The organism is Pseudomonas sp. TE9122 (assembly GCF_056278925.1).
The window spans coordinates 3,391,635-3,415,447 of sequence record NZ_JBWBQI010000001.1 but is presented as its reverse complement, the minus strand read 5'-3'; the positions used below and the strand labels follow the sequence as shown (position 1 = coordinate 3,415,447).

Sequence of the window (23,813 nt, the reverse complement as noted above, 5' to 3'; positions counted from 1 at the left end):
GGTGCTCTATGTCGAGCAAGAAAAAATCCCTGGAGATCGAAACCCTACGCGGCCTGGCGTGCCTGCTGCTGGTGCTCTATCACGTCATCGGCCCGCTGGGCGGCGGCTTGAAGATCGACATCGGCTCGCCGTTCCGGGTCATCGCCGACTCGATGGTGTACGTGCGCATGCCGCTGTTCACGTTTATCTCCGGCTACATCTATTCGATCTACAAGATTCGCGGCAATGACTTTTCCGCGTTCTTCGCCGGCAAGGTGCGGCGGCTGATCGTGCCGCTGTTCTGCGTCGGCGTGCCGTTCTCGGTGCTGCAAGCGGTAGGGCCGGGGGTGAACAAGGACGTCGGCGTGATCGATGCGTTGTTGTCGTTCTGGGTGCCGATCAACCACTTCTGGTTTCTGCAGGCGGTGTTCAGCATTTTCATCTTCGTCGGCTTGCTGGAGTGGCGCGGCCTGCTGCGTTCGGCGACGCGGCTGTATGGCTTGTTTGCGTTTGCGGCGGTGTTGTTCCTGCTGCCGCCGTTGCCGCTGGATGCGTTCGGTATCAACGGTGCGATTTACCTGCTGCCGTTTTTTGTTGCGGGGATGATCGGTCAGGAAAATGTCGATGTTTTGAAACAGCGTTTCAAAGTGATCGGGCCGCTGTTGTTTGTGCTGATCTCGCTGACGTTGCTGTACGTCGCGGCGATTGATCGAGAGCTGATTGTTGATCGCCGCAGCCTGATTGGTTTGACGGTGGGTTGCGTGTCTTGCATTGCGTTGCTGTCGAGTGACGTGCGTTCGAAAGCGCTGACCTGGCTCGGTGGATATTCCTATGCGATTTTCCTTTTTCATGTTTTGTTCGCGGCGACCTCGCGGTTTGTCCTCGGGCGCCTCGGCGTGAAGGATGAGAGCTTGCTGGTGCTCGGTGGTCTGAGTTGTGGATTGCTCGGGCCGGTGCTGTTGGCGATGGTGTTCAGTCGGTTCAATTTCACCTCGGTGTTGTTCCTTGGAGAGCGGGCGGCGAAGAGGAAAGCACCGGTGATTGTCGCTCCGGTGGTGCAGACGCAGAACAGCTGAAAGCTTCGCGAGCAGGCTCGCTCCCACAGAGGTTGTGTGGATTGCGTCTTTTGTGGGAGCGAGCCTGCTCGCGAAGGGGCCATCCCGGACAAAGGAAAATATTCAATGATGCCAGTAGACGCCCCTCAAACAGTCGCCACCTCGGCCATCACGGTAGACGATGCCCGCCAGCGCTTTGCGCAGTGGCGCGACGGCAAGACCGGCAAGGTGCTGGCGGTTTCGGTGATCGGCGACAGCTACACCGCCGGGCAGGATTTCTACCTGAACAAACTGGTGCAGCGAGTGGCCGCCGAGGTGGGTTTTGCCGGCCCCGGTTACGTCGGTTTCAACCACGGCGCGGCGCTGGGCGGCACGCACTTCAAATACACCCGCAGCAGCGACAAATACTTCGGCGGCGGCTGGAAGGTTTCCGACCTGGGCCAGGCCAGCCCGGACAGTCGCACGATCAGCGGCAAGCCGGGCGCCTGGTTGCAAGTCGATGCCAACCCTTCGCCGCGCATCGATACCACGGTCACTCAGGCGAAACTGTTATATCTGGGCAACGGAGAATCCGATGAGCTGCGCTATCGCTGGTCGCCCGCCCAAGACTGGCAACCGTTGAAACTCGCAGGCTCAGGTGTTCAGGAAGTCGCGCTAGCGGGCGTTCCATCAGCCGCAGACTGGTCATTCAGACTGGAAGTGGTGAAGGGCGCGCCGACGCTGTTCGGCCTGTGGCTGGGTAACCATCAGCAGGGCGTGCGAGTGTCGAAACTGGCGGCCTCCGGCGCGGCATCGGCGGATTTCTATCACGCCGATCCGCAGTGGCAGACGCAATGGAAAGCTGTGGTGTCGAAGATTCCGGCCGACGTGTACCTGATCATGCTCGGCGGCAACGATCAGGGCTTCGGCGTCAAACCTGCGCAGTACCTGCAGAACGTTCAGGGCCTGGTGAGCATGCTGCGCGAGATCCAGCCAGCGGCGAGCATCAACCTGATCATGCGTCAGGACACTACGCGCTCCAGCGCTTATCCGATGTCGGCCTACGCGCAGGTGCTCGAGCCGTGGGCGCGTGAGCAGCAGCTCGGTTTCGCCAACCTGCAATGCGCATTCGGCCCCGACGTCAAACGCTACGCCAGCGCGATGATCGGCCCGGACAGGATTCATCCGTTGCCGGCCACGGGCGGGAAGGTGATTGCCGATTATTTTTATGGCTGGATAACTGGTACGAGTACCGGTTGCGACGACTCGCCACCATGATCGTTCCCACGCTCCGCGTGGGAATGCCGCCCGGGACGCTCCGCGTCCCTCCGCAGCGTGACGCAGAGCGTCACCGGATGCATTCCCACGCGGAGCGTGGGAACGATCAATGCTGACTGTGCCGCCGCTTTCGCGAGCAGGCTCGCTCCCACAATGGATCGGCGTGAAGCCCGGGTGATCAGGCGTCGTGCTTGAAGGCGTCGATGAGCCCCAGCAGTTCGTCAAGCTTGCGCGGCATCAACCGCGCATCACAACGGGTTTCCACGTTGATGATGATCGCCGGGTCGTTGCAGCAGATGCGCACGCGAAAGCGCCAGTCGCTGAGAATCACTTTCAGGCCGTCGCCGTCATCCATTTCCAGCGCCTGTTCGCCATATAGCGCCTTGAGATGCGCGAGCAGCGGATAGGGATCGCGCAGCGGCCGGCGAATATCGCCGGACGCAGGAAACACACCGATCCGCTCCACCAGCAGAATCGTGCCCAGCCAGGTTTCGTTGGCGCTGGGCAGCGGTTGATGGCGCGACAACCAGCTCATCACCCCGAGGTTGCCCACCTCACGTTCAATCTCTGTCGAATGTTGTGCAATGTTCATGGTTGCCTGCCTGTGGGGAGAGAAAAGCCGTCTCAGCGGCCTTTGAGGTACACGTTGTCGTAGCAGAAATTGGTCGCCTGCAAGTAACCCTCGGCATCGCCGCAATCGAAGCGCAGGCCTTTGAATTTGTAGGCCAGCACGCAGCCGTTCTGCGCCTGTTTCATCAGTGCGTCGGTGATCTGGATTTCGCCGCCCTTGCCCGGTTCAGTGTCGGCAATCAGGTCGAAGATGTCCGGGGTGAGGATGTAGCGCCCGATGATCGCCAGGTTCGACGGCGCGTCCTGCGGCGCCGGTTTTTCCACCATGTTGTTGACCCGGTAGATGCCCTCGGAAATCAGCTCACCGGCAATCACGCCGTACTTGTGAGTCTGGTCGGCGGGGACTTCCTGGATGGCGACGATCGAGCAGCGGAATTTCCTGTACAGCTGGATCATCTGCGACAGCACGCCGTCGCCTTCGAGGTTCAGGCACAGGTCGTCAGCCAGCACCACGGCAAACGGCTCGTCGCCAATCAATGGGCGGCCGCTGAGGATCGCATGCCCAAGGCCTTTCATTTCCACCTGACGGGTGTAGGAGAAGGTGCAGGTGTCGATCAGCTCGCGGGTGCCGGCGAGGAATTTCTCTTTCTCGGTGCCACGGATCTGGTGCTCGAGTTCGTAGCTGATGTCGAAGTGGTCTTCCAGCGCGCGCTTGCCCCGGCCGGTGACGATGGCCATGTGTTGCAGGCCAGCGTCCCGTGCTTCTTCAACGGCGTATTCGATCAACGGCTTGTTGACGATCGGCAGCATCTCTTTCGGCATGGCTTTGGTCGCCGGCAAGAAACGCGTGCCGTAGCCGGCAGCGGGGAACAAACATTTACGAATCATAAAAGTATCCTGGACAGTCATGGAACACAGGCGACGGTTGCGCACCAGAAAGTGGCGGCAAGTTTCAATGATTATTGAAGGCTTACTTTAATACCCGAGTCAGGTTGTTGCTGGCAATTAGTTGCGCTGTTAAAAAGCGCTAATGTTATGAGATGTCGACTACTTGGTTATAAGTTATTTTTAGTCGGTATCCGTCGATAGTGATAAGTATCCAGGGAGTGCTAATAAGTACCCGTCAAACAGTTTGACCGGCAAAAATAATTATTGCCAGTGGTTGAACTAAATTTGTTTGAGGTTGTTGTCGCCCTGTTTGTGTGAATTGCTCCGCATATCCACCAGGCATGGCTTGACACGCTACCGGGTATTTATTCAATGACGGACCGCGCTATGAAGATTCTGGTAACGGGTGGTGCCGGCTATATCGGCTCGCATACCACACTTGCATTGCTTGAAGCAGGTTATGAAGTTGTCGTTCTGGATAATCTTTGTAACAGCAGCGATGCAGCACTCCACGCCGTTGAGGCCATTTGCGGCAAAAGTGCATGGATGATTCGCGGCGATGTCTGCGATCGGCCGCTGCTCGACCGGATTTTCCGCGAGCATCAGATCGACGCCGTGCTGCATTTCGCCGGGCTGAAAGCCGTGGGCGAGAGTGTGCGCAAGCCGCTCGAATACTACGAAACCAACGTCGGCGGCAGCATCACCCTGTGCCAGGCGATGGCGGCGGCGGGGGTGTTCCGGCTGGTGTTCAGTTCCTCGGCAACGGTGTACGGCGAGCCCGAAGAGATGCCGATTCGCGAGGATTTTCCGACGGGCAATCCGACCAATCCCTACGGCCAATCCAAGCTGATCGTCGAGAACGTGCTGCGCGACCTGAGCCTCGCCGAGCCGCGCTGGAGTATCGCGCTGCTGCGCTATTTCAATCCGATCGGCGCTCACGCCAGCGGGCACATGGGCGAAGACCCCAACGGCATCCCGAACAATCTGGTGCCGTATATCAGCCAGGTTGCGGTCGGCAGCCTGCGCGAGCTGTCGATCTTCGGTAACGATTACCCGACCGCCGATGGCACCGGCGTGCGCGATTACATTCATGTCGTCGATCTGGCGGATGGGCATTTGAAAGCGTTGCAGTCGATCAGCGAGCGCACCGGCATTCACACCTGGAACCTCGGCACCGGCGACGGCTACAGCGTGCTGCAGGTGCTACATGCCTTCGAACAGGCCTGCGGGCGGCCGGTGCCGTACCGGATGATGCCGCGCCGCGCCGGTGATATCGCCGAGAGTTTTGCCGATGCTTCGAAAGCGGCGAAAGAACTCGGCTGGAAAGCCACGCGCAACTTGCAGGACATGGTTGCCGACACTTGGCGCTGGCAGTCGAATCATCCCAATGGTTATTCAGGGTGATGGCCATTTAGTCCGATGTTAGTTTCAGTCAGGTTGTTAGATAACGTCGGGAAATTACACTGGCAATGCCTTTTGCAAGTCCGTAGATATAAACCTGCCGTTCGACTTTAGCAGTTGCACAGGACTGTGAAAGAACAACGGATCTTGTTCGCGCTCTTTGCGGACTTGAAAGCTACCAGCTCTGACACAGATCTGTTTTTTAACAGTTCGAATGTTAGAAAGGAGTTGTTATGAAAAAAGTGATGGCAGTTGCCCTGTTGACGATGTTGAGCAACTGGGCTGCCGCCGCTGAAGCGCCGTTGACAGCGGTAACCAATGTAGGTGGCAGTGTGGCGGCTTCGCAAGCGCCCGCGGCCAGTACTGCAATGGTTGCCAGTGCTGTAGCGGCGTCCAACAGCGGTGGCAGTGCCAACGGCGGTACCACCGGTACGACGGGTACCACCGGTACAACCGGCACGCATAACTAACAGGAACATTTGTTAGTGCAGTACAGAGTCGCCCGACGCAAGTCGGGTGACTTTGTTTTTTGGATTCGCCCTTGAATAGCGTAGTGCCATTATGACTCGTAGTGTTTATCTTTTAATGTTGGCAAGTCTCGCTTTGCAAGGTTGCATGTTTTCCCCCGGCCAGTACCTGAGCACCAGCGATATCACCCGCCAGGGTGCCAGCGAAAGCAGTCGGGTCGAGCTGATTCCGATCACCCCGAAGCTGATCGCCATGAACCGCGCCACGCAAAAGCGTGAGTCACTGCCGGCGGAGCTGCTGGTGACGCCGGCGGAATATCGCATCGGCAACAACGACGTCTTGTACATCACCGTCTGGGATCACCCGGAGCTCACCGCCCCCTCCGGCGCGCAACAACAGATCGATGCCAACGGCCGACTGGTGCGCTCCGATGGCACGCTGTATTACCCGTTCATCAAGGAAGTCCAGGCCGCCGGCCGGACCATCCAGCAACTGCGCGCGGACATCGAACAACGCCTGTCGGCATTCATCGCCGAGCCGCAGGTCGACGTCGCGGTGTTGCGCTTCGCCAGTCAGAAAGTCGTGGTCACCGGCGCCGTGACGAAGGCCGGCCCGCAAGCGATTTCGACCAATCCGCTGAGTGTGGTCGAAGCCCTCGGTTCCGCTGGCATCGACACCAATAACGCCGACTTGTCGGGCCTGCTGCTGACGCGCAACGGGCGGGTCTATCCACTCAATCTCGACACGCTCAATCAGCAGGATTCCGAACTGCAGAACGTCTACCTCAAGGGCGGCGATCAGCTGTATCTGCCGTACAACGACAACAAGCGCATCTACGTCATGGGCGAGGTCAACCAGCCGCGCGCGCTGAGCTTCAAGACCGCAACCATGAATCTTTCCGACGTGCTCGGTTCGGTCGGTGGCCTGAGTCAGACCAGTTCCAATGGCAACGCGGTGTACGTGATTCGCGGCGTGGAAAATCTCGACGTCGAGCCGGCGAAGATCTATCAGCTCGAAGCCGAATCACCGACCGCCATGGCACTGGCTTCGCACTTCCAGGTGCGGCCACAGGATGTGGTCTACGTCGGCCCGGCCAACGTTACGCGCTGGAACCGTTTCATCAGCCAGTTGGTGCCGTCGGCGTCGATTGTCGGCACCGGGGCTTCGGCAGCGAAGAACTGGAGCGAATACAGCAACAACAGCAAATAAGGCCGCCCGACTGTGAACCTATTGAAAGTGGGCGTCTGCCTGATGGCGGCCTCGTTGCTGTGCGGCTGTAACCCGCTGATGAGCGCATCGCTGAACAACCTCAAAGCCGCCGTCGTCGGCCCCGACGAGGTTGATGTGACAGTGGCCGAAGTCGCTGGGGTCAACTACCCGCAACTGAAACTGACCACACCGTCCGGCTCAGGCGTGCTGGCGCTGGTGCGCGAGCGCGAAGACCTGCAATTCTGGGTCGCCTCCGGCAAGCAGGTTTTGCTGCTGCGCGATGGCCTCGCCGTGCGCAGCATCGGCCTCGGTCTGCAAGGTGATCTGGATGGCACACGGCTGGCCGATGATTCGCCGTTCAAGCACGGCCTGCATCACGTCGCCGACGGTTTCACCACACGGCGCTGGATTGATCTGTACAAGGGCCAGGAAGTCGGCGTGATCGTCAACAGCCGCTTTTCCCGCCGTTCCACCGAGACCCTGGAGATTCTCGACAAGGCTTACTCGGTGCTGCGCGTCGATGAACAGATTGACGCGCCAGCCATCGGCCTCAGTGCGACCAACCGTTATTGGGTCGACCCGCGCGACGGTTTCATTCTGCAGAGCGAGCAACAACTGACCTCGCAATTGCGCGTCAAGCTGGTTCAGCTGACGCCTGATCGCAGGCATCTGCCGTGAAGCGCTTTAGCATTTTGGCAGCGGGCCTTTTGCTGATCGCTGGGGCGAGTCAGGCCGCCGTCACTGTGTCCGGCGACGTCGCCAATCCCGGTCCGATTGCATTGCCGCCGGGTGGACGCCTGTTCGATGTGATCAGCGAAGCCGTGCCCAATGCCGAAGGCTATTGGCTGGCGGGCGGCTTGTTGCGCCAGTCGCTGGTCGAGGAACAGACGCGGCTCAAGGTCGGCGTGCTGTTCGATCTCGAGGTGCTGCAGCGCATGGCGACGCTGTTTGATCGGCCAAGCCGCGCGGCACTGGCGCAGCGCATTGCCGAAGAAGTCCGACAAATGCCAGTGACCGGACGGCAGATCGCTGACCTCGATCCGGTGGCGGTGGAAGTCGGCTTCGCCCGCAACATTCGTCTGGATGACGGCGATCGGCTGATCTATCCGAAACGGGTTGATGAAGTGCTGGTGTTGGGCGCGGTCACCGAGCCGTGCCACCTGCCGTACCAGCCATTGCAGGAGGCCCGCGAATATCTCGAAGGCTGCTCGATTCTCGACGATGCCGAGGCCGATTACCTGTGGTTGATCCAGCCCAACGGCGTGTCGCGGCGCGTCGGCATCGCGCACTGGAATCGCGAGTCCGGGCAGTTTCCGGTGGCCGGCAGCAGGATTCTGGTGCCGATAAAAAATGATGATCTTGATCCGCCTCTTCCTGAATTGAATCAGCAGTTGGCCGAATTCATTGCCACGCAGCTGGCCGAGGTGGTTCGTTGAAGTTACGTTTTGCAGCTGTGTTGTTATTGCCCTGCGGTCTGGCTCACGCCGAGCCGCGCATCACCCAGAATGACTTCGGAGGCACCGGTCTGTTGCAGACGCCGACGGCGCGCATGGCCCCGGCGGGGGAGTTGAGCGTCAATGCCAACCGCACCGACCCGTACAGCCGCTACAGCGTGTCGTTGCAGCCGCTGGACTGGCTCGAAGGTTCGTTCCGCTACACCGCGATCACCAACCGGCCGTACGGCTCGGAGGCCCTCAGCGGCAGTCAAAGCTACAAGGACAAGGCGGTCGACGCCAAAGTGCGCCTTTGGCAGGAAAGCCACTGGGCGCCGGAAGTGGCGCTGGGCTTCCGAGATATCGGTGGTACCGGTTTGTTCTCCAGCGAATTCTTCGTCGCCAACAAGCGCTTCGACAATTTCGACTTCAGCGCCGGCATTGCCTGGGGCTACATCGGTAATCGCGGCGACTTCGACAACCCGCTGGGCTACGTCAGCAATCGCTTCGATACGCGCCCGGCGCTGGAAGGCACCGGCGACGTCAACTCCGGCTCGTACTTTCGCGGCAAGCCTTCACTGTTCGGTGGCGTGAGCTACCAGACGCCGTGGGATCGGCTGAGCCTGAAGCTGGAATTCGAAGGCAACGACTACAAGAACGAGCCGAAGGACAACGAGATCAAACAGGACTCGCCGATCAACCTTGGCGCGGTGTTCAAGGTGACCGATTCGATCGATCTGAGCGCTGCCTGGGAACGGGGCAATACGGCGATGTTCGGCGTGACCTTTCACACCAATTTCGTCAGCCGCAAGGCGCCGGCCAAGACCTACGATCCGACCCCCGAACCGCTGCCGGCGAAGGCGCCGACGACCTCGATGGAACAGGTCAACTGGGCCGATGTGTCGCGGCGTTTGCAGCAGAATGCCGGGTACAAGGTCGAGCGCATCAGTCAGCGCGATTCCGAATTGATCGTCTACGGCGAGCAGCAGCGGTATTTCCATTCGTCCAAAGCCGTTGGCCGCGCGAGCCGGATTCTCGACAACAGCGTCAACGACGACATCGACTGGTTCACCGTGGTCAACAAGCGCTACGACCTGCCGCTGGAAGAAACCAGCCTGCCGCGCCAGACCTTCCGCGAAGTGATCAACAATGAAGAACCGTTGGAGTCGCTGCATCGCACCACCGAAATCAACCCGGCGATGCCGCGCAACGAGAAGACCCTCTACACCGAAGCGCCGCAGCATTTCAGCTATGGCGTGGGTCTGGGCTTCAAGCAGAACGTCGGCGGCCCGGATGGTTTGCTCTATCAATTCAGTGCCGATGCGGACGCGGAATATCGTTTCAACCGCAACACCTGGTGGAGCGGTTTGCTCAGCGCCAACCTGGTCAACAACTTCGACAAATTCGTCTACGACGCGCCGAGCGGATTGCCCCGCGTGCGCACGGATTTGCGCCAGTACCTGACCACCTCAAACACGACCATGCCGTTGTTTCAGCTCAGCCATGCCGAGCAGTTGGATAAAGACCTATACGGCATGGTGTACGGCGGCTATCTGGAGTCGATGTTTGCCGGCGTTGGCGCGGAAGTGTTGTTCCGCCCGACCGGCGAACGCTGGTCGCTGGGTGCGGATCTGAACTGGGTGCGCCAGCGTGATTTCGATCAGGGCTTTGCCTTGCGCGATTATTCGGTAGTGACCGGGCATATCACCGGCTATACCGACCTGCCGTTCGACACGCTGGCGGCGGTCAGTGTCGGTCGCTATCTGGCCGGTGATTGGGGCACGACCGTGGACATCTCGCGCGAGTTTTTCAACGGCGTACGCGTCGGTGCCTGGGCAACCATCACCACGGCCAGCAGCGCCGAATATGGCGAAGGTAGCTTCGACAAAGGCCTGTATCTGTCGATCCCGTTCGACGAAATGATGAGCATGTCGACCATGCGCCGCGCCAACCTGGTCTGGGCGCCACTGACCCGAGATGGCGGCGCCAGACTGAGCCGCAGCTATCAACTGCACTCGATGACGGATAGCCGGGAAGGGGACATGTTCTATCGCAACTTCGAGAAGATTACCGAGTAAGCGCTGGTCTGTGGGAGCGAGCCTGCTCGCGAATGGTCCGGCACATCCAATATCTCCAGTGCCTGACACACCGCTTTCGCGAGCAGGCTCGCTCCCACAGTTGATCGGCGTCACGCCACACATCCAGGTCATCACCCGAATCCCTGTGGGAGCGAGCCTGCTCGCGATAGCTTCGTGTCAGCCGACATCGTCATTGACTGACCCACCGCCATCGCGAGCAGGCTCACTCCTACAAGGTTTGTGCCGGTAGTCGATACTGGTTACCAAAATCCCGCCCACAAAAAAGGGGACTTTCGTCCCCTTGTGATCTGCAGCGCTGAGCCTCAGTAAATATCCTTCGACAACAACGTAAACGGCGTCTTCACGAGGATCTTCAGATCCAGCCACAACGACCAACTGTTGATGTACTGCAGGTCGATCTCGACACGCTTCTGCATCTTGTCGATGGTGTCGGTCTCACCCCGGCAGCCGCTGATCTGTGCCAGGCCAGTGATGCCCGGTTTGATTCGGTGACGCGCCATGTAAGCGAGGATCTTGCCCGAGTAGTAATTGTTGTGCGCCACCGCATGCGGCCGTGGCCCCACAAGCGCCATGTGCCCCTGCAACACGTTGAACAACTGCGGCAACTCATCCAGCGAAGTACGGCGGATAAAACGACCTACTGCGGTGATGCGCGAGTCATTACGGCTGGCCTGTTTCACTTCACGGTCATCGTGAACACGCATCGAGCGAAATTTCCACACCTTGATCACCTTGCCGTTCCAGCCATGGCGGTCCTGCTTGAAAAACACCGGGCCGGGCGAGTTGATTTTCACTGCCAGAGCGATGATCAACAGCAGCGGACTGAGCGCGATGATCGCCAGGAATGCCACGGTTTTCTCCACCAGACTCTTGCTCAGGGCAGCGGTCGGGCGGCTGGTCAGCGGGCTTTCGTTCAGGTAAATCGCCGGCAGGCCGTCCACGACTTTCACCGAGTGGTTGAGCAGGGTCAGGCTGTTCAAGTCCGGCACCCACACCACATCGACGTTGGCCCCGAGCAAATCGACATACATCGCTTCGATCTTCGCGGCTTCGCACAGGGGCAGGGTGATGTACAAACGACGGATGTCGTGGGCTTCGATCAGCTCAAGCAACTCGTCCTGAGCACCAACGACACGCGGTGCATCGGAGCCGAGAGCGGGCTTGTCTCCGTTGCTGACCAGCCCGATCAGCGGCAGGTTTTCCAGTTGGCTGAGTTTCTTCGCCAGGCCCAGCGCCAGTTCGCCAGTGCCGACAATCAGCGTCCGGTGTTCGCTTTTACGCGAACGCTGGTAGAACTTGGAAAATGCATGCAGCGGCGCGTAGAGAAACGCCTGACCGAGGAAGCCGTACACCGCCCAACTCAGAATCACCTGACGGGAAAACAACTCATCGGCCTGGCAGACAAACGCGATGCACGCCAGCGCGGCCATGGTTATCGACCAACCCATGAACAGGCGGCCGAGGCCGGTCAGGTAGTTGTCGCGTTTGCGGTAAACACCCGTGAATGTGTAAGCGGGCACCGAGGCCAGGACGGCGAGGGTGGCGCACATTCGGTAGTAGAACGCGACGGTGCCTGTGTGCTGTTCAGCGAGGATGAACAGCAGCGTCACAACGAAAGCCTGTGCCAGCGCCCATTGGCCCCAAAAGGTCAGTCCCTTGAGGCCCGTGCTTCGATTAATACTGAGAGAAAGATCCATACGATATCCCCAAAAGACGTCCATTCAGGTTTCAACAGTTGAAAGCCGAGTTGTTATGCAGACTTATTGTTTTTGTTTTAGCGAGTGTCTTGAGGTAACAACATCGAGAGCCGAACTGTCGTCAGCCAATAGACTAAGTTATTGCCGGGAATGGTGTCTGACGAGTTCTAACAAGATGGCACAGTGCCAACTTTTTAATAATTAAATAGATGGCTGTTAGAAAAGGTCGTAGAGCGGGGGGTGAAAAGGCGCGGGGGTATTTGTTACTGTTGCAGGGTGGAGGCAGGGAAGCTTTTATTGAATCAGGGAGGGAAAACCAGACAGAGTGCTCTTCTTGTTGTTGTAGTCGCACTTTATATCTGTTTGTCTCGGTTTTAGTGGCGCCGGTGATTACGCTACGACTTCCTGGATCAGGCAATATCCGCGATTTCTTACGGCACGGAACAATCGCTCGCCATTACTCGCACTTTTGAACTTGTCCTGCAACCGGCTCAGGCACATTTCCAGGCCACGGTATTGTTCCGGTTCCCGGCCAATACTGATGATCAGGTCATCACGACTGACCACACGCTCTTCATGGCTCAGCATTTTCCTCACCAGCGCGGTTTCAAGGCCAGTCAGGCTGATCGCAACATTGTCCTTGAGCAACACGCCTTGTTCATCGTCGAGATGCCAGGTATCGCTGCAAGGCTCAGTGCTCTCGCTGACATTGGAGATATGAGCGCGTTCTGCACTGCGGGTCGGGAAGCTTTGAAACGGATTGTCTGTTTGCGCGGCTCGCCATTCATTTTCAAGAGTGGCCAGTATGCGTTGAGTATCATGTTCGATACTGCGCGCAACATTCTTTCGGCTGAGGCTTGGGTAACTGAACTCCATGACCATCGGGGCGGAAGAGGGCGAAGCAACACCTTCAACAAACATTTGTGCCTGCGACGTGCCAAACGAATTGAAACGCTCACTGGACAAGATGCTTTCCAGTTCACGTTGCGACGTTGTGCTGTGCGTCACAACAACAAAATATTTTCTGGGGAGGGTTGTACTCGTTTCCATGTCTCTCTCCTAAATACACACCAAAATTGGCTAAAAGATAAATCGGCAGGCGAGCAATGACTTCCTCGGAAGTAATCGTAGGCAGGGTTCTGGCCGAAAATGGCCATCGATAAATTCCACTCGATCTGCTGCTATGTTATGGAGTTTTATTGTTATGTGGCGTGATGCCGTGCTCATTCAAGTGCTTGAGTTTTAATAAGTATGAGGCGCAATTGGAACGATATGGCTGCATCAGACGATCCTTCGTACGTATGCAAAAGGGAAGACTGCCCGAGACTCAGGCAGTCGATATCAGGCCCCGCATCAGGCGATAGCCGTAGCCGCGGATGCTCTGAATCGCGTTTGTACCATACATGTCCTTGATTTTTCCACGCAAGCGACTGATTGATTTTTCCAGTGCCCGAGGATCGTAGAAATTGCTGTTGAGGCCCATGATGCTGGCGATTTCATCATGACTCAGAATGTGATTGCCGGTGTGCGCAAAGGCCTCGAGGATCTTCATCTCGGCGAAAGAGATATCCAGTTTGCGCCGACTGTCCATCAGGCAGATCCGCGTCGGATCAAGCGTGAGATTGATATCTCGTTGCCAGTCTTCGCTGTTGAAGAACTCCGCGAGCAAGTCTTCGCTGTCATCGCTCAATGTGTGGAGCTTGATACAGGCATCCGCCCCGGCGAGGAAATATTTGATCTTGTTGACGGCACCGCGGCCGGTGACAATTGCGCAAATAAGTGGCTTCAAGTTGTCATCGCGCAGGTTCTGCACCAGGGCCAGATTTTCTTCGATAGCTTGTGGATTATCGATGATAACGAAAATGGCGCGGTAGGAACCGATGTAACCGTGCTGCTTATATGAACTAGTGAAAGCACCTGTTTCCAGAGTCATATCGGGCTGCACGTGCTTTGCGATCACCGATCTCAAATGATCAGCCACACCCAGTGTACGACCCAGCGCAAGAACACCGGATTCATCATTTGTCGGGCGCGGACTTCTCGTCGCCAAGTTCCCTGAGAGCATCATGCGTTGACTCGAATTAGGTGCTGACATCGGGATGTTAAAGCACCGGTTCTCATCTGTGACTGACAATTGGTAACATTTGCGCGGATTTTAGACGTGCCTCCCGAGTTTTCTAACAATAACTAAGCTTTTCAGGCTTTTAGTTGATTTTCTCGGGCTTGTGAACTAATGGATAAGTGATGGCTATATGCGATGGTGCCACTATTTTGAGCTTGTGACGATGGCGTTGTCTATGTCCTTTTGCCACTGATTGGCCATGTCAACAATGTGTGAAGTTGATCACACTTCATATCTGAACTGAAATATTTGTTGTGATAGATGTAAATTTTTTCCGTTTAGTTCGTCGGCCGACGATTACTAACATGACTTGAGTGTGGCAGTCCGTTAAACCTATTCTTCGAAATCAAAAGGTCGCGGCCTTCGGCAGCTTCTACATGGAAATGCATTCCAAATGTAGGAGCTGTCGAAGGCTGCGATCTCTTTAGATCTTTATATGCGCCAATTGTGTAATTCAGATACTCAACCCCTGAGTGTTATTGACTGGTCGCTCACCCTGAGTGCTCTGACGGAGGATTAATGGATTTCTGGACCCTTTTCCAGGTATTGATATTAGGCGCGGTTGAAGGCCTGACCGAGTTCTTGCCCATCTCGAGTACCGGCCACCAGATTATTGTCGCCGACCTGCTCGAGTTTGGCGGCGAACGCGCCATGGCGTTCAACATCATTATTCAACTGGGGGCCATTCTTGCGGTGGTCTGGGAGTTTCGTCCGAAGATCTTCGAAATCGTCAAAGGCCTGCCCACCGAGCGCAACGCGCAACGTTTCACCCTTAATCTGCTGATCGCGTTTTTCCCGGCCGTTGTCCTCGGTGTGTTGTTCGCCGACGCGATTCATGAATACCTGTTTAACCCGATCACCGTTGCCGTCGCCCTGGTTGTCGGCGGCATCGTCATGTTATGGGCCGAACAGCGAAGCCATGTGGTCAGCGTCGAACATGTCGATGACATGCGCTGGTCTCACGCGTTGAAGGTCGGTTTCGTACAGTGCCTGGCGATGATTCCCGGCACCTCACGCTCCGGCTCGACCATCATCGGCGGTCTGCTCTTCGGCCTCTCGCGCAAAGCCGCCACCGAGTTCTCGTTCTTCCTCGCCATGCCGACCATGGTTGGCGCTGCCGTGTACTCCGGCTACAAATACCGCGACCTGTTCCAACCCAACGACCTGCCTGTCTTCGCCCTCGGCTTCGTCACCGCATTCATCTTCGCCATGATCGCCGTGCGTGGCCTGCTGAAATTTATCGCCAACCACAGCTATGCCGCGTTCGCGTGGTATCGGATCGCGTTTGGTTTGTTGATTCTGGCGACTTGGCTGTTCGGCTGGGTGAACTGGACCGCCGCAGCGGCCGCCTGATCACTGAGCGCTGATCAACGCCGCCACGGCGAGATCATTTAACCCCGAATCCGCCGACTCCTGGCGATAGCGCTGCAAGGCCGAGGTGAAATACGCGGCTTGCAGCATGCCGTCGCTGGCCAGATAGAGTCGCGCGTCTTCTTGCTCCTCGGCAGAGTAAACACGCTTGTGACTGTCGGTCGTTTCCTGGCTAGACGAAATAGGTGCGAGGATCAAAGACACCAAAGTGAAGCCGGAAAACTGCGTCACCTCCCACGGCGTATCGGTACGGCCCATGCAAAAGCCATCGCAGTGCGCATAAACGTTGGAGGTGAAGCTGAACAAAGCGAGGAGGGTGAAACGCTTGAAACCTGAACAAGTAAACGCGGGCATAAACGAAAGACATCCTGTCAGTACATCAAAACACCGGGCAACGCTCATGCGTCGCCCGCACGCTCAATCCATCAATCAACGACCTTCAAGCAACTCAGCCGCCTGATCCAGCAACGCCAGCGGATCCTTGGCCTTGTGAATATCCACCGACAACAACTGACGGAATTTCCGCGCCCCGGGGAAACCGGTGCCCAGGCCCAGCACATGCCGAGTGATGTGATGCATCGCCCCACCGGCCAGCAGATGTTCGGCGATATACGGCCGCAACTGCGCCAACGCCTCAGCCCGACTGATCACCGGCGCGGTACTGCCGAACAGTTGCTGATCGACCTCCGCCAGCAAATACGGATTGTGATAAGCCTCACGCCCCAACATCACGCCATCGAACGTCTGCAGATGCTCATGGCAGGCCTCCATGGTCTTGATCCCGCCATTCAGCACAATCTCCAGCTCCGGAAAATCCGCCTTCAGCTGCGCCGCGACGTCATAGCGCAACGGCGGAATGTCACGATTCTCCTTCGGCGACAACCCCTCCAGAATCGCAATCCGCGCATGCACGGTAAAACTCGTGCAGCCGGCATCCCGCACAGTACCGACGAAATCACACAGCTCAGCGTAACTGTCCCGACCGTTGATCCCGATGCGATGCTTCACCGTTACCGGAATCGACACCGCATCACGCATCGCCTTCACACAATCGGCCACCAACTGCGGATGCCCCATCAGGCAGGCGCCGATCATGTTGTTCTGCACACGATCGCTTGGGCAGCCGACGTTAAGGTTCACCTCGTCGTAGCCGTGTTCCTCGGCCATGCGCGCGCAGGCGGCGAGATCCAACGGAACACTACCGCCGAGCTGCAAGGCGAGCGGGTGCTCGGCTTCGTTGTGGCGGAGGAAACGCTCGTGATCGCCGTTGAGCAGCGCGCCGGTGGTGACCATTTCGGTGTAGAGCAGGGCGTTCTTCGACAGGAGGCGTAGGAAGAAACGGCAGTGGCGGTCCGTCCAATCCATCATGGGGGCGACGGAGAAGCGGCGGGAGAGTGTGACGGGTTGTAGGGACATGTGAGGAATCTGGATCAAGAAGGCGAAGGCGCAAGAGTTTATCAGGTCTGCGAACAGGCAAAGGCTTGCGAGCCGCTGTTTGTGGTTTGAACTGGGCTCCGACGCGCTCGGCCTGATGGGAGGAGGTGTATTTCTGCCTGTTTTCTGTCCTTCAGTATCCGTTTAAACGATTGCGCAGGCGCTTGTTTAAATCTGACTGGTGAAAGTCATCCGAAGCCTACCTTGTCTTGCGCCTCCCCTACACCTAAGACAGAATCCGCCGGCTTGTGCGTTTAGCCTGCGGGTTTTATCGTCTCCGGGTCACTGAAAACAGTGATCGGGTTTGGTAGCGCGTTCCGTCAAAAGCACAAGACTACCGTCTTGCGACGACGTTTCTCGTCTTTGTTTTATGGTGGTCATGCGCGGGGCATCTTCGGATGCGCCGGGGTTCCCGACGACCGGTCTACCAACCTGCGTATGGCCTCCACCCTTCGTTTGGTAGCGAGAGTGATGGCTCCTTTTTGTTCATCTGTCAGGAGTTGTACAGCCTGCAATTGCGCACGACCGGTTATTTTTCCGCTAAATAACCCCCACTGCATTGCCCGTAGCGCCCTATTGGCTGAATAGGCCGGGAGCTTGATTGTTAGCTATTTACGTGAAGAGAATTTATGTCTACTCCTGATAAGCCGAAGTTGCCGCTGCAAGCATTTGTGATGTCGTGCCTAGTGGCCGGCTGGGGTCTGGTGTATGCCGGTCAGGTGAAGTGGGCGGTGCGTGTTGCCGCTATGCTTTATCTGGGGGTGATTTTACTCGGTGTCTGCGGGGTGCCTGCCACGCCATTGGGCCTGTATGTCTTCGCTACGTTTATCGTCCTGGTGAAACTCGGCTCGGCCACGGCGGCTGCGATATCGGTGCGTAGAAACGACCGTCCGGTGAACAGCCCCAGCACCCGTTTCCATGTGCTTTACGTGGTGGCGCTGGTCATCTTTACGCTGGTTCTTTTCGGTCCATTGCGAGGCCCGACGCTAGGGTTCAAGACTTACTTGATCCCCTCCGGCTCGATGATTCCGACCCTTTCCATCGGTGACTATATCGTCACCAATATGCGCATCGACGAGCCGCAGGTGGGCGACATTGTGGTGTATCGCTACAACGGCACGGAGGCGGTCAAACGTGTGGCGGCAGTGGGTGGCGATACCTTGTCGATTGTTGACGGTAAGGTCATTCGCAACGGCGAAAACATGGGGCTGTTCTTTGCGCCGCCAGAGCGCGTGAAGGATCCTCGTTATCTGCAAACGCCGCAGACGGTGGTCGATAAAGATCATGTTTATCTGCTCGGCGATAACCGCGACAGCAGTAACGACAGCCGCTTTATGGGTCAGGTCGCAGTCCAGGACATTACCGGTAAAGTCACCGGTATCTGGTATTCATCCGATCGATCGAGGATTGGCACAGCCTTTCAATGAACACAAAAGCCGTCACCTTAAGGTGACGGCTTACGCTTGCAGATCTAGCCAAACTGACTCGCCGACTCAACCGCAGATTTCGGCTTCCTCAACCGGGTCCGCTGGTAAGCAATCCAAACCATCACTGCATGGCCCTCAAGGCAATCTGCGTGCACCCATGCCCACCACACGCGACATACCACACACCGGACGCGTCGAGGCAGTGATTGCGTGGCCAGGCATTTGAATCCGCATTTTCAATCCCCTTTCACGCCAGTAGCGATGTGCCATAGGTAATGATGGCAATGCGTCATCACGCTACTCAAAAAGTTCAACGATTATACAAAAATATAAAGTTGTACAAGTTTTCGCAAAATTAATAGCATCCCTCCAGACACCTTTGCTGAAACGATAAATCCAGCGTGCAAATGCTCTGTTGCGACGTGCTGGGTTTGTCTGCCGGTGCTCGCGTCGGGTTGTTTTCGACGCTTCAACAGCATCGGCATTTGTATTTCCGGGACAGCTGGAGCGTCCCGTATTACGCCCTGGATGACGACCCCCGAATGTCTGGACGGTGACTGTGGTTACCGGAGATCAATTTTTTTGTGCCTGGCGTTTCGCGTCAGGACGTTTGAGGCTGAATATGGCAGTAGCATCGAATTTCCTCGGTGACATCAAAGTTTCCCGCAAGCTGGGAACCGGCTTCGGCATTCTTCTGCTGGCCGTTTTGGCGGTTGCCTTCATTGGCTATAACAGCAACAGCGTGCTGGTTGATCGCTTGAGTACGACGCGTCTGATCGGCACGTTGAATGACGCTACGCAAAATATGCGTCTGTCCGAGAAACAGTACGAAGCCGCCGCTGACGCAGCGTTCGCCGAGTCCTATAACGCGCAGTTGAATGTCTTGCAGGGCCTTGTGAGCAAGGCGCTGGACACCTTGACTCGCGCTGAAAACCAGCAAGCCTTGAAGGCTTTGCAAACCACGATTGTTGCCTACGACCAGAAGGTCAAACGGCTGATCGCTGCCGATCAGTCGACCACCGATGCGCTGAAACCGCTGACGGCGCTGTCGGACAAGTACGCGCAAACTTTTGCCGGCATGCTTGAAAGCACCACGACCAGTGCCTTGGCGTCTGCCGATGGTGAACGCGTTCGGGAGCTGCGCACGGTGGCCGATTTGCGCAATGGCATGACCACGTTTCGCCTGATGTTGCGTCGTTACATTGCGGTGCCCAACGACGTGAACAAAAAACTGCTGATGGAAACCATCGATAGCTTCTTGAGTGATATCAGCAAGGCGCGCACCAGCCTGCCGACGGCGCTGTCGAGCCAACTGGAAGAAGCCCACTCCGGCATGCGGCGTTATCGCGAAGTATTGGTGGAAGTGGCCGGGCTGTTTGAGCAGAAGCAGAACATGCGCGAGCAGGTCGACCAGGAAAGCAAGGCGATGGACAAGATCATGAGTGGCCTGATGGACACCCAGCAGCGCCTTGCGCATGAGGATCAGCATTCGGCTTTTATTCAGATGGCGGTATTGACTGCGTTGGCGCTGGTGATCGGGCTGTTGGCTTCGGTGGTTATCTCGCGCCAGATCACTGCGCCGCTAGCGCTGACGGTTGATCTGGCACGACGGATTGCCAAAGGCGACCTCACGGTCCAGGCCAGGTCTGCGCGCAAAGATGAGTTGGGCGATCTGCAAAATGCGATGCAGGAGATGGCGCAGAACCTGAACACGCTGGTGCAAGGTATCGGCAATGGCGTCACGCAGATTTCCACCTCTGCGGAAAAGCTCTCGGCCATGAGCGAGCAGACCAGCGCAGGTGTACGTCAGCAAAAAAGTGAAGTGGATCAAGTTGCCACGGCGATGCACGAAATGGCTTCGACGGTGCAGGAAGTTGCGCGTAACACCACCGATGCCTCCGCTGCCGCGACCCTCGCCGATCAGCAGGCGCGCCACGGCAGCACGGTGGTCAAGCAGGCGACGGTGCAGATCAGCGAACTTGCCATGGCCATTGAAGAGTTGGGCGGTGCGATGAATGTGCTGACTCAGGACAGCGAGCAGATCGGCAAAGTCATCGATGTGATCAAAGCCGTCGCCGAGCAGACCAATCTGCTCGCGTTGAACGCCGCTATCGAAGCCGCGCGGGCGGGTGAGCAGGGTCGTGGTTTTGCTGTGGTAGCAGACGAAGTGCGCTCGCTGGCACAGCGCACGCAGGACTCGACCAAGGAAATCGAAGCGCTGATCGTCACCCTGCAACAAGGCACGCAAGCGGCCGCGACGCTGATGACCTCAAGCCGCGAGCGCACCCTCGATACGGTGGTACTGGCGCAGAAGGCCGAATTGGCGATTACCGAGATCAATCAGTCCATCGGTACGATCCAGGAGATGAGTCTGCAGATCTCGGCCGCCGCCGAGCAGCAAAGTGCCGTGGCCGACGAAATCAACCGCAGCATTGTCAGTGTGCGTGATGTGGCTGACCAGTCGGCTGTCGCCAGCGAAGAAAGTGCGGCGGCGACGATCGAATTGGCGTCCCTGGGGCAGGACCTGCAGCGAATGACCGCGCATTTCCGCACCTGATCTTTTCAACTTGGCGCACGCGGTGCCTTCAACTATTCAGGCGCCGCAGGGCTACAGTTATTGCCTTGTTTGCAGATAACTAAGGCCAGCAGCTGTTTTATTTATCGCCATGGAAGGTTGCACGCCGTCATCAGGTGGTTCATGACCGACTTTCCAAAATCATTCGCGTCTCCCGGTGGCTGCCAGGGCTGTAGAAACAAAGGTGTGCCAGAGATGGATTTCGCCTTCGCTTTCCAGCCCATTGTGGATCTGCGCGATCAAACGACGTTTGCCCATGAAGCGTTGGTTCGCGGCGTAAACGGTGAAGGCGCCTTGTCTGTCCTCGAGCAGGTGGACGATCAGAACCGTTATCGATTCGATCAACTGTGTCGTGTGCGGGCGATTTCCACGGCGGCTGAGTTAGGCATGACGCAGTACCTGTCGATCAACTTTCTGCCGAACGCCGTGTACCGTCCGGAAATGTGTATCCGCAGCACATTGGAAGCGGCGCGCACATACGGCTTTCCGCTGGAGCGGCTGATCTTCGAAGCAGTGGAAGGCGAGCACGTCGAAAGCAACAAACACTTGATGAATATCTTGCGTGAGTATCGTGAGTTTGGTTTCAAGACGGCCATCGACGACTTTGGCGCAGGCTATTCCGGCCTTAATTTGTTGGCGGATTTTCAACCGGACCTGATCAAGCTGGATATGGCGCTGATCCGCAATATTCACCGTGACCGCGTACGCCAGACCATCGTGCGCAACGTGGTGAACATGTGTAGAGAGTTAGGCGTGGAAGTGATCGCCGAGGGCATAGAAGAGGCCGAGGAAAGAGACTTTCTCGCCGATTGCGGCATTTATCTGATGCAGGGCTACTGGTTCGCCAGGCCCTCGTTCAAATCGTTGGCGCAGATCTCGACGAGTGCGTGGCTGGGGAGATCATCCAATCCGCGCTCTTCTGCAAAACATTGACAGCCACCAACAATGGCTGCCGTGGGTGCCCTGCGCCTTAATGTCGGTTGTTCTGCGGTCACGGGTTGCGTCGGGTTTCCAGCAGCGTAAATAGCCCCATGCCTGCGAGCATCGCCAATACGAAAACGATTGCTTGCCAGTGGCCCGTCAACAGGATGGTCACTGCCGGGCCAGGGCAGATGCCGGCTATCCCCCAACCGACCCCGAACAGCAGGCTGCCACCAACCAGACGTCGGTCCAGCTCTTTTCGGGCGGGTAGTTGCATGGGGTTGCCCAGTACCGATTTGCGTTGCCGGCGTGCCCAGGTCAGCGGGCCGATAGCGATGGCAATGGCGCCCACCATGACCAATGCCAGCGAGGGATCCCAGGCCCCGGCCACGTCGAGGAACGCCAGGACTTTTGTTGGATTGGCCATGCCCGCCAGAAGTAACCCGACGCCGAACAGCAGGCCGGCCAGGAATGCATTCAGTTTGAGCACGTTCAAACTCCCGTCAGATGGCGCAGGACAAACACGGTGAGGAACCCACTGAGCATAAAGCAGGCAGTGGCGAGCATCGAACGTGGCGAAAGGCGCGATATGCCACAAACGCCATGGCCGCTGGTGCAACCTGAGCCGTAGCGTGTGCCAAGCCCTACGAGTAACCCTGCGAGAATCAGCCCTGACCAGCCGCTCTGGAACTCGATCAGCGGTAACGCCTTGAACAATCCCCACAGCAGTGGCGCCACCAACAGGCCTAGGATGAACAGCGCCTTCTCACTGGCGCCTTCACGATTGCTTTGCAGCAGGCTGCCGATCAGGCCGCTGATGCCGGCAATACGCCCATTGCCGACCACGAACAGACTCGCGGCCAGACCGATCAGCGCGCCGCCGGCAAGGGAAGACCAAGGCGTGAAATTGAGCCAGTCGACATTCATGGGATGCCTCGAGCGCAGTAGTGGTTGATGTGCGGTTTGCCTCTCGGCAGAAGCGAACGTGTCGCTGTGATTTCAGTGTAGGCCTTGTCTGCTTTTTGAATCACGGCTGCCACTTTTCTCCAACGCGTGCATTGAGCGAACGGTTCCCTCAATGCGCGCGTCCGCCGGGTTCCGTGGCTTACTGCGGCACCGCAATCCACTCACTCAACGTCTGCTGATACTTGCCAGTGACCTTGCTCAAATGCAGCCACTGATCGACATACAGTTTCCAACTGATGTCATCGCGCGGCAGCAGATAAGCCTTCTCGCCGTATTGCATGTATTGATGCGGATTCACCGCGCACAAACCGGGTTTGAGTTTCTGCTGATACAGCGCTTCCGAGGCGTCGGTGATCATCACGTCGGCCTTGTTGTCGAGCAGTTGCTGGAAGATCGTCACGTTGTCGTGCAGGGCCAGTTGCGCCTTGGGCAGGAAGGCGTGGACGAAGGCTTCGTTGGTGCCGCCGGCAGGTTCCACCAAGCGCACGTTGGGCTGGTTGATCTGGTCGATGGTCTGGTATTTGGACTGGTCGGCGCAGCGCACCAGCGGGATTTTGCCGTCGGTATCGAGGGTGTTGCTGAAGTAGGCTTTTTTCTGCCGTTCCAATGTGACCGAGATGCCCCCCATGCCAATGTCGCATTTGCCGGCCTGCATGTCGGGCATCAGGTTTTTCCAGGTGGTCTGCACCCATTGCACCTTGACGCCGAGACTGTCGGCCAGGGAGCGGGCCATGCTGATGTCGATGCCTTCGAAGTCGCCGTCGCTGCGCTTGAAGGTGTAGGGCTTGTAGTCGCCGGTGGTGCAGACACGCAACTGGCCTTGTTGCTGAATGCTGTCGAGGTGGGAAGTGCCTGGAGCGGCGTGAGCGCTGGCGGCCAGGGTCAGCAGGCCGCAGAGGATCATCGTGCTTTTTGGAGTTGTCATGAAATCCGTCTTGTTC

General features: G+C 57.5%; 22 protein-coding genes and 1 pseudogene. 13 read left to right on the top strand and 10 right to left on the bottom strand.

Features of this window, described 5'->3' with window-relative positions; genetic code table 11:
• The first annotated feature begins 8 nt into the window (after positions 1 to 8).
• Both ACZ9BE_RS15340 and ACZ9BE_RS15335 read left to right on the top strand, forming a co-directional pair.
• Positions 9 to 1,055 carry an acyltransferase family protein gene (locus tag ACZ9BE_RS15340; RefSeq protein WP_476249657.1) on the top strand — a complete coding sequence of 349 codons (1,047 nt, stop codon included), beginning with the start codon at positions 9 to 11 and terminating at the stop codon, positions 1,053 to 1,055.
• Between the two features lie 105 nt (positions 1,056 to 1,160).
• Entirely contained in the window at positions 1,161 to 2,291 is a 1,131-nt protein-coding gene (locus tag ACZ9BE_RS15335; RefSeq protein WP_476249656.1) for an SGNH/GDSL hydrolase family protein, read from the top strand.
• 178 nt (positions 2,292 to 2,469) lie between these two features.
• Here the strand turns inward: ACZ9BE_RS15335 and ACZ9BE_RS15330 are convergent, their stop codons facing one another.
• Positions 2,470 to 2,883 carry a mannose-1-phosphate guanylyltransferase gene (locus tag ACZ9BE_RS15330; RefSeq protein ID WP_150634839.1) on the bottom strand — a complete coding sequence of 138 codons (414 nt, stop codon included), beginning with the start codon at positions 2,881 to 2,883 and terminating at the stop codon, positions 2,470 to 2,472.
• 32 nt (positions 2,884 to 2,915) lie between these two features.
• Positions 2,916 to 3,749 (bottom strand): UTP--glucose-1-phosphate uridylyltransferase GalU, encoded by an 834-nt coding sequence (gene galU / locus ACZ9BE_RS15325; protein WP_041477294.1) that lies wholly within the window; start codon positions 3,747 to 3,749, stop codon positions 2,916 to 2,918.
• Positions 3,750 to 4,136: 387 nt separating this feature from the next.
• Here galU and galE point away from each other — a divergent pair, with 387 nt between their 5' ends.
• The 6 genes from galE (at position 4,137) to ACZ9BE_RS15295 (ending at position 10,338) form a co-directional block, all read left to right on the top strand.
• Entirely contained in the window at positions 4,137 to 5,153 is a 1,017-nt protein-coding gene (gene galE, locus ACZ9BE_RS15320) for a UDP-glucose 4-epimerase GalE (RefSeq protein WP_073471420.1), read from the top strand.
• A 230-nt stretch (positions 5,154 to 5,383) separates the two neighbouring features.
• Complete coding sequence (locus ACZ9BE_RS15315; RefSeq protein ID WP_016775457.1) at positions 5,384 to 5,620, top strand: hypothetical protein; 237 nt, start codon at positions 5,384 to 5,386, stop codon at positions 5,618 to 5,620.
• A 91-nt stretch (positions 5,621 to 5,711) separates the two neighbouring features.
• A complete protein-coding gene (locus ACZ9BE_RS15310; RefSeq protein WP_177180896.1) occupies positions 5,712 to 6,827 on the top strand; it encodes a polysaccharide biosynthesis/export family protein in 1,116 nt (371 codons plus the stop codon).
• A 12-nt stretch (positions 6,828 to 6,839) separates the two neighbouring features.
• On the top strand, positions 6,840 to 7,505 hold the full coding sequence (locus ACZ9BE_RS15305) for a YjbF family lipoprotein (RefSeq protein ID WP_476249655.1): 666 nt from the start codon (positions 6,840 to 6,842) through the stop codon (positions 7,503 to 7,505).
• Positions 7,502 to 8,263, top strand: a complete 762-nt coding sequence (locus ACZ9BE_RS15300; protein ID WP_476249654.1) for a capsule biosynthesis GfcC family protein — start codon at positions 7,502 to 7,504, stop codon at positions 8,261 to 8,263. The genes ACZ9BE_RS15305 and ACZ9BE_RS15300 overlap by 4 nt, the downstream gene beginning before the upstream one ends.
• On the top strand, positions 8,260 to 10,338 hold the full coding sequence (locus ACZ9BE_RS15295) for a YjbH domain-containing protein (RefSeq protein ID WP_252867994.1): 2,079 nt from the start codon (positions 8,260 to 8,262) through the stop codon (positions 10,336 to 10,338). Before ACZ9BE_RS15300 ends, ACZ9BE_RS15295 begins: the two co-directional genes overlap by 4 nt.
• A gap of 323 nt (positions 10,339 to 10,661) precedes the next feature.
• Here ACZ9BE_RS15295 and ACZ9BE_RS15290 read toward each other — a convergent pair whose 3' ends face one another.
• The 3 genes from ACZ9BE_RS15290 to ACZ9BE_RS15280 form a co-directional block, all read right to left on the bottom strand.
• Entirely contained in the window at positions 10,662 to 12,056 is a 1,395-nt protein-coding gene (locus tag ACZ9BE_RS15290; protein WP_252867993.1) for an undecaprenyl-phosphate glucose phosphotransferase, read from the bottom strand.
• Positions 12,057 to 12,446: 390 nt separating this feature from the next.
• Entirely contained in the window at positions 12,447 to 13,106 is a 660-nt protein-coding gene (locus tag ACZ9BE_RS15285) for a winged helix-turn-helix domain-containing protein (protein WP_041477289.1), read from the bottom strand.
• Between the two features lie 277 nt (positions 13,107 to 13,383).
• Entirely contained in the window at positions 13,384 to 14,124 is a 741-nt protein-coding gene (locus ACZ9BE_RS15280) for a winged helix-turn-helix domain-containing protein (protein ID WP_476249653.1), read from the bottom strand.
• A gap of 573 nt (positions 14,125 to 14,697) precedes the next feature.
• Here ACZ9BE_RS15280 and ACZ9BE_RS15275 point away from each other — a divergent pair.
• Positions 14,698 to 15,531: an undecaprenyl-diphosphate phosphatase gene (locus tag ACZ9BE_RS15275; protein WP_150741238.1), complete on the top strand. Its 834-nt coding sequence runs from the start codon at positions 14,698 to 14,700 to the stop codon at positions 15,529 to 15,531.
• Here ACZ9BE_RS15275 and ACZ9BE_RS15270 read toward each other — a convergent pair whose 3' ends face one another.
• Both ACZ9BE_RS15270 and dusA read right to left on the bottom strand, forming a co-directional pair.
• A complete protein-coding gene (locus ACZ9BE_RS15270; protein WP_252884584.1) occupies positions 15,532 to 15,951 on the bottom strand; it encodes a DUF2388 domain-containing protein in 420 nt (139 codons plus the stop codon). It abuts the gene before it with no gap.
• Between the two features lie 27 nt (positions 15,952 to 15,978).
• Entirely contained in the window at positions 15,979 to 16,965 is a 987-nt protein-coding gene (dusA, locus tag ACZ9BE_RS15265) for a tRNA dihydrouridine(20/20a) synthase DusA (protein ID WP_476249652.1), read from the bottom strand.
• Between the two features lie 647 nt (positions 16,966 to 17,612).
• On the opposite strand from dusA, the gene lepB reads away from it, so the two are divergent.
• From lepB to rimA, 4 genes and pseudogenes are all read left to right on the top strand, one after another.
• Positions 17,613 to 18,410 carry a signal peptidase I gene (gene lepB, locus ACZ9BE_RS15260; protein WP_476249651.1) on the top strand — a complete coding sequence of 266 codons (798 nt, stop codon included), beginning with the start codon at positions 17,613 to 17,615 and terminating at the stop codon, positions 18,408 to 18,410.
• A gap of 622 nt (positions 18,411 to 19,032) precedes the next feature.
• Positions 19,033 to 20,061 (top strand): annotated as a pseudogene (locus ACZ9BE_RS15255) (methyl-accepting chemotaxis protein); the annotation flags it as partial.
• Between the two features lie 33 nt (positions 20,062 to 20,094).
• Positions 20,095 to 20,967, top strand: coding sequence for a methyl-accepting chemotaxis protein (locus tag ACZ9BE_RS15250; RefSeq protein ID WP_370695147.1), 873 nt, complete (start codon positions 20,095 to 20,097; stop codon positions 20,965 to 20,967).
• A 141-nt stretch (positions 20,968 to 21,108) separates the two neighbouring features.
• The gene (gene rimA / locus ACZ9BE_RS15245; RefSeq protein WP_460068242.1) at positions 21,109 to 21,918 is read left to right on the top strand and encodes a S6 modification regulatory phosphodiesterase RimA; all 810 of its coding nucleotides are present in this window, start codon (positions 21,109 to 21,111) and stop codon (positions 21,916 to 21,918) included.
• 58 nt (positions 21,919 to 21,976) lie between these two features.
• Here the strand turns inward: rimA and ACZ9BE_RS15240 are convergent, their stop codons facing one another.
• The 3 genes from ACZ9BE_RS15240 to ACZ9BE_RS15230 all read right to left on the bottom strand — a co-directional run bounded on the left by ACZ9BE_RS15240 (position 21,977) and on the right by ACZ9BE_RS15230 (position 23,797).
• Complete coding sequence (locus ACZ9BE_RS15240; protein ID WP_076563632.1) at positions 21,977 to 22,396, bottom strand: DUF6691 family protein; 420 nt, start codon at positions 22,394 to 22,396, stop codon at positions 21,977 to 21,979.
• Positions 22,397 to 22,398: 2 nt separating this feature from the next.
• Positions 22,399 to 22,833 (bottom strand): YeeE/YedE family protein, encoded by a 435-nt coding sequence (locus ACZ9BE_RS15235; RefSeq protein ID WP_476249650.1) that lies wholly within the window; start codon positions 22,831 to 22,833, stop codon positions 22,399 to 22,401.
• 178 nt (positions 22,834 to 23,011) lie between these two features.
• Complete coding sequence (locus ACZ9BE_RS15230) at positions 23,012 to 23,797, bottom strand: transporter substrate-binding domain-containing protein (protein ID WP_353188503.1); 786 nt, start codon at positions 23,795 to 23,797, stop codon at positions 23,012 to 23,014.
• Positions 23,798 to 23,813 lie beyond the last annotated feature (16 nt).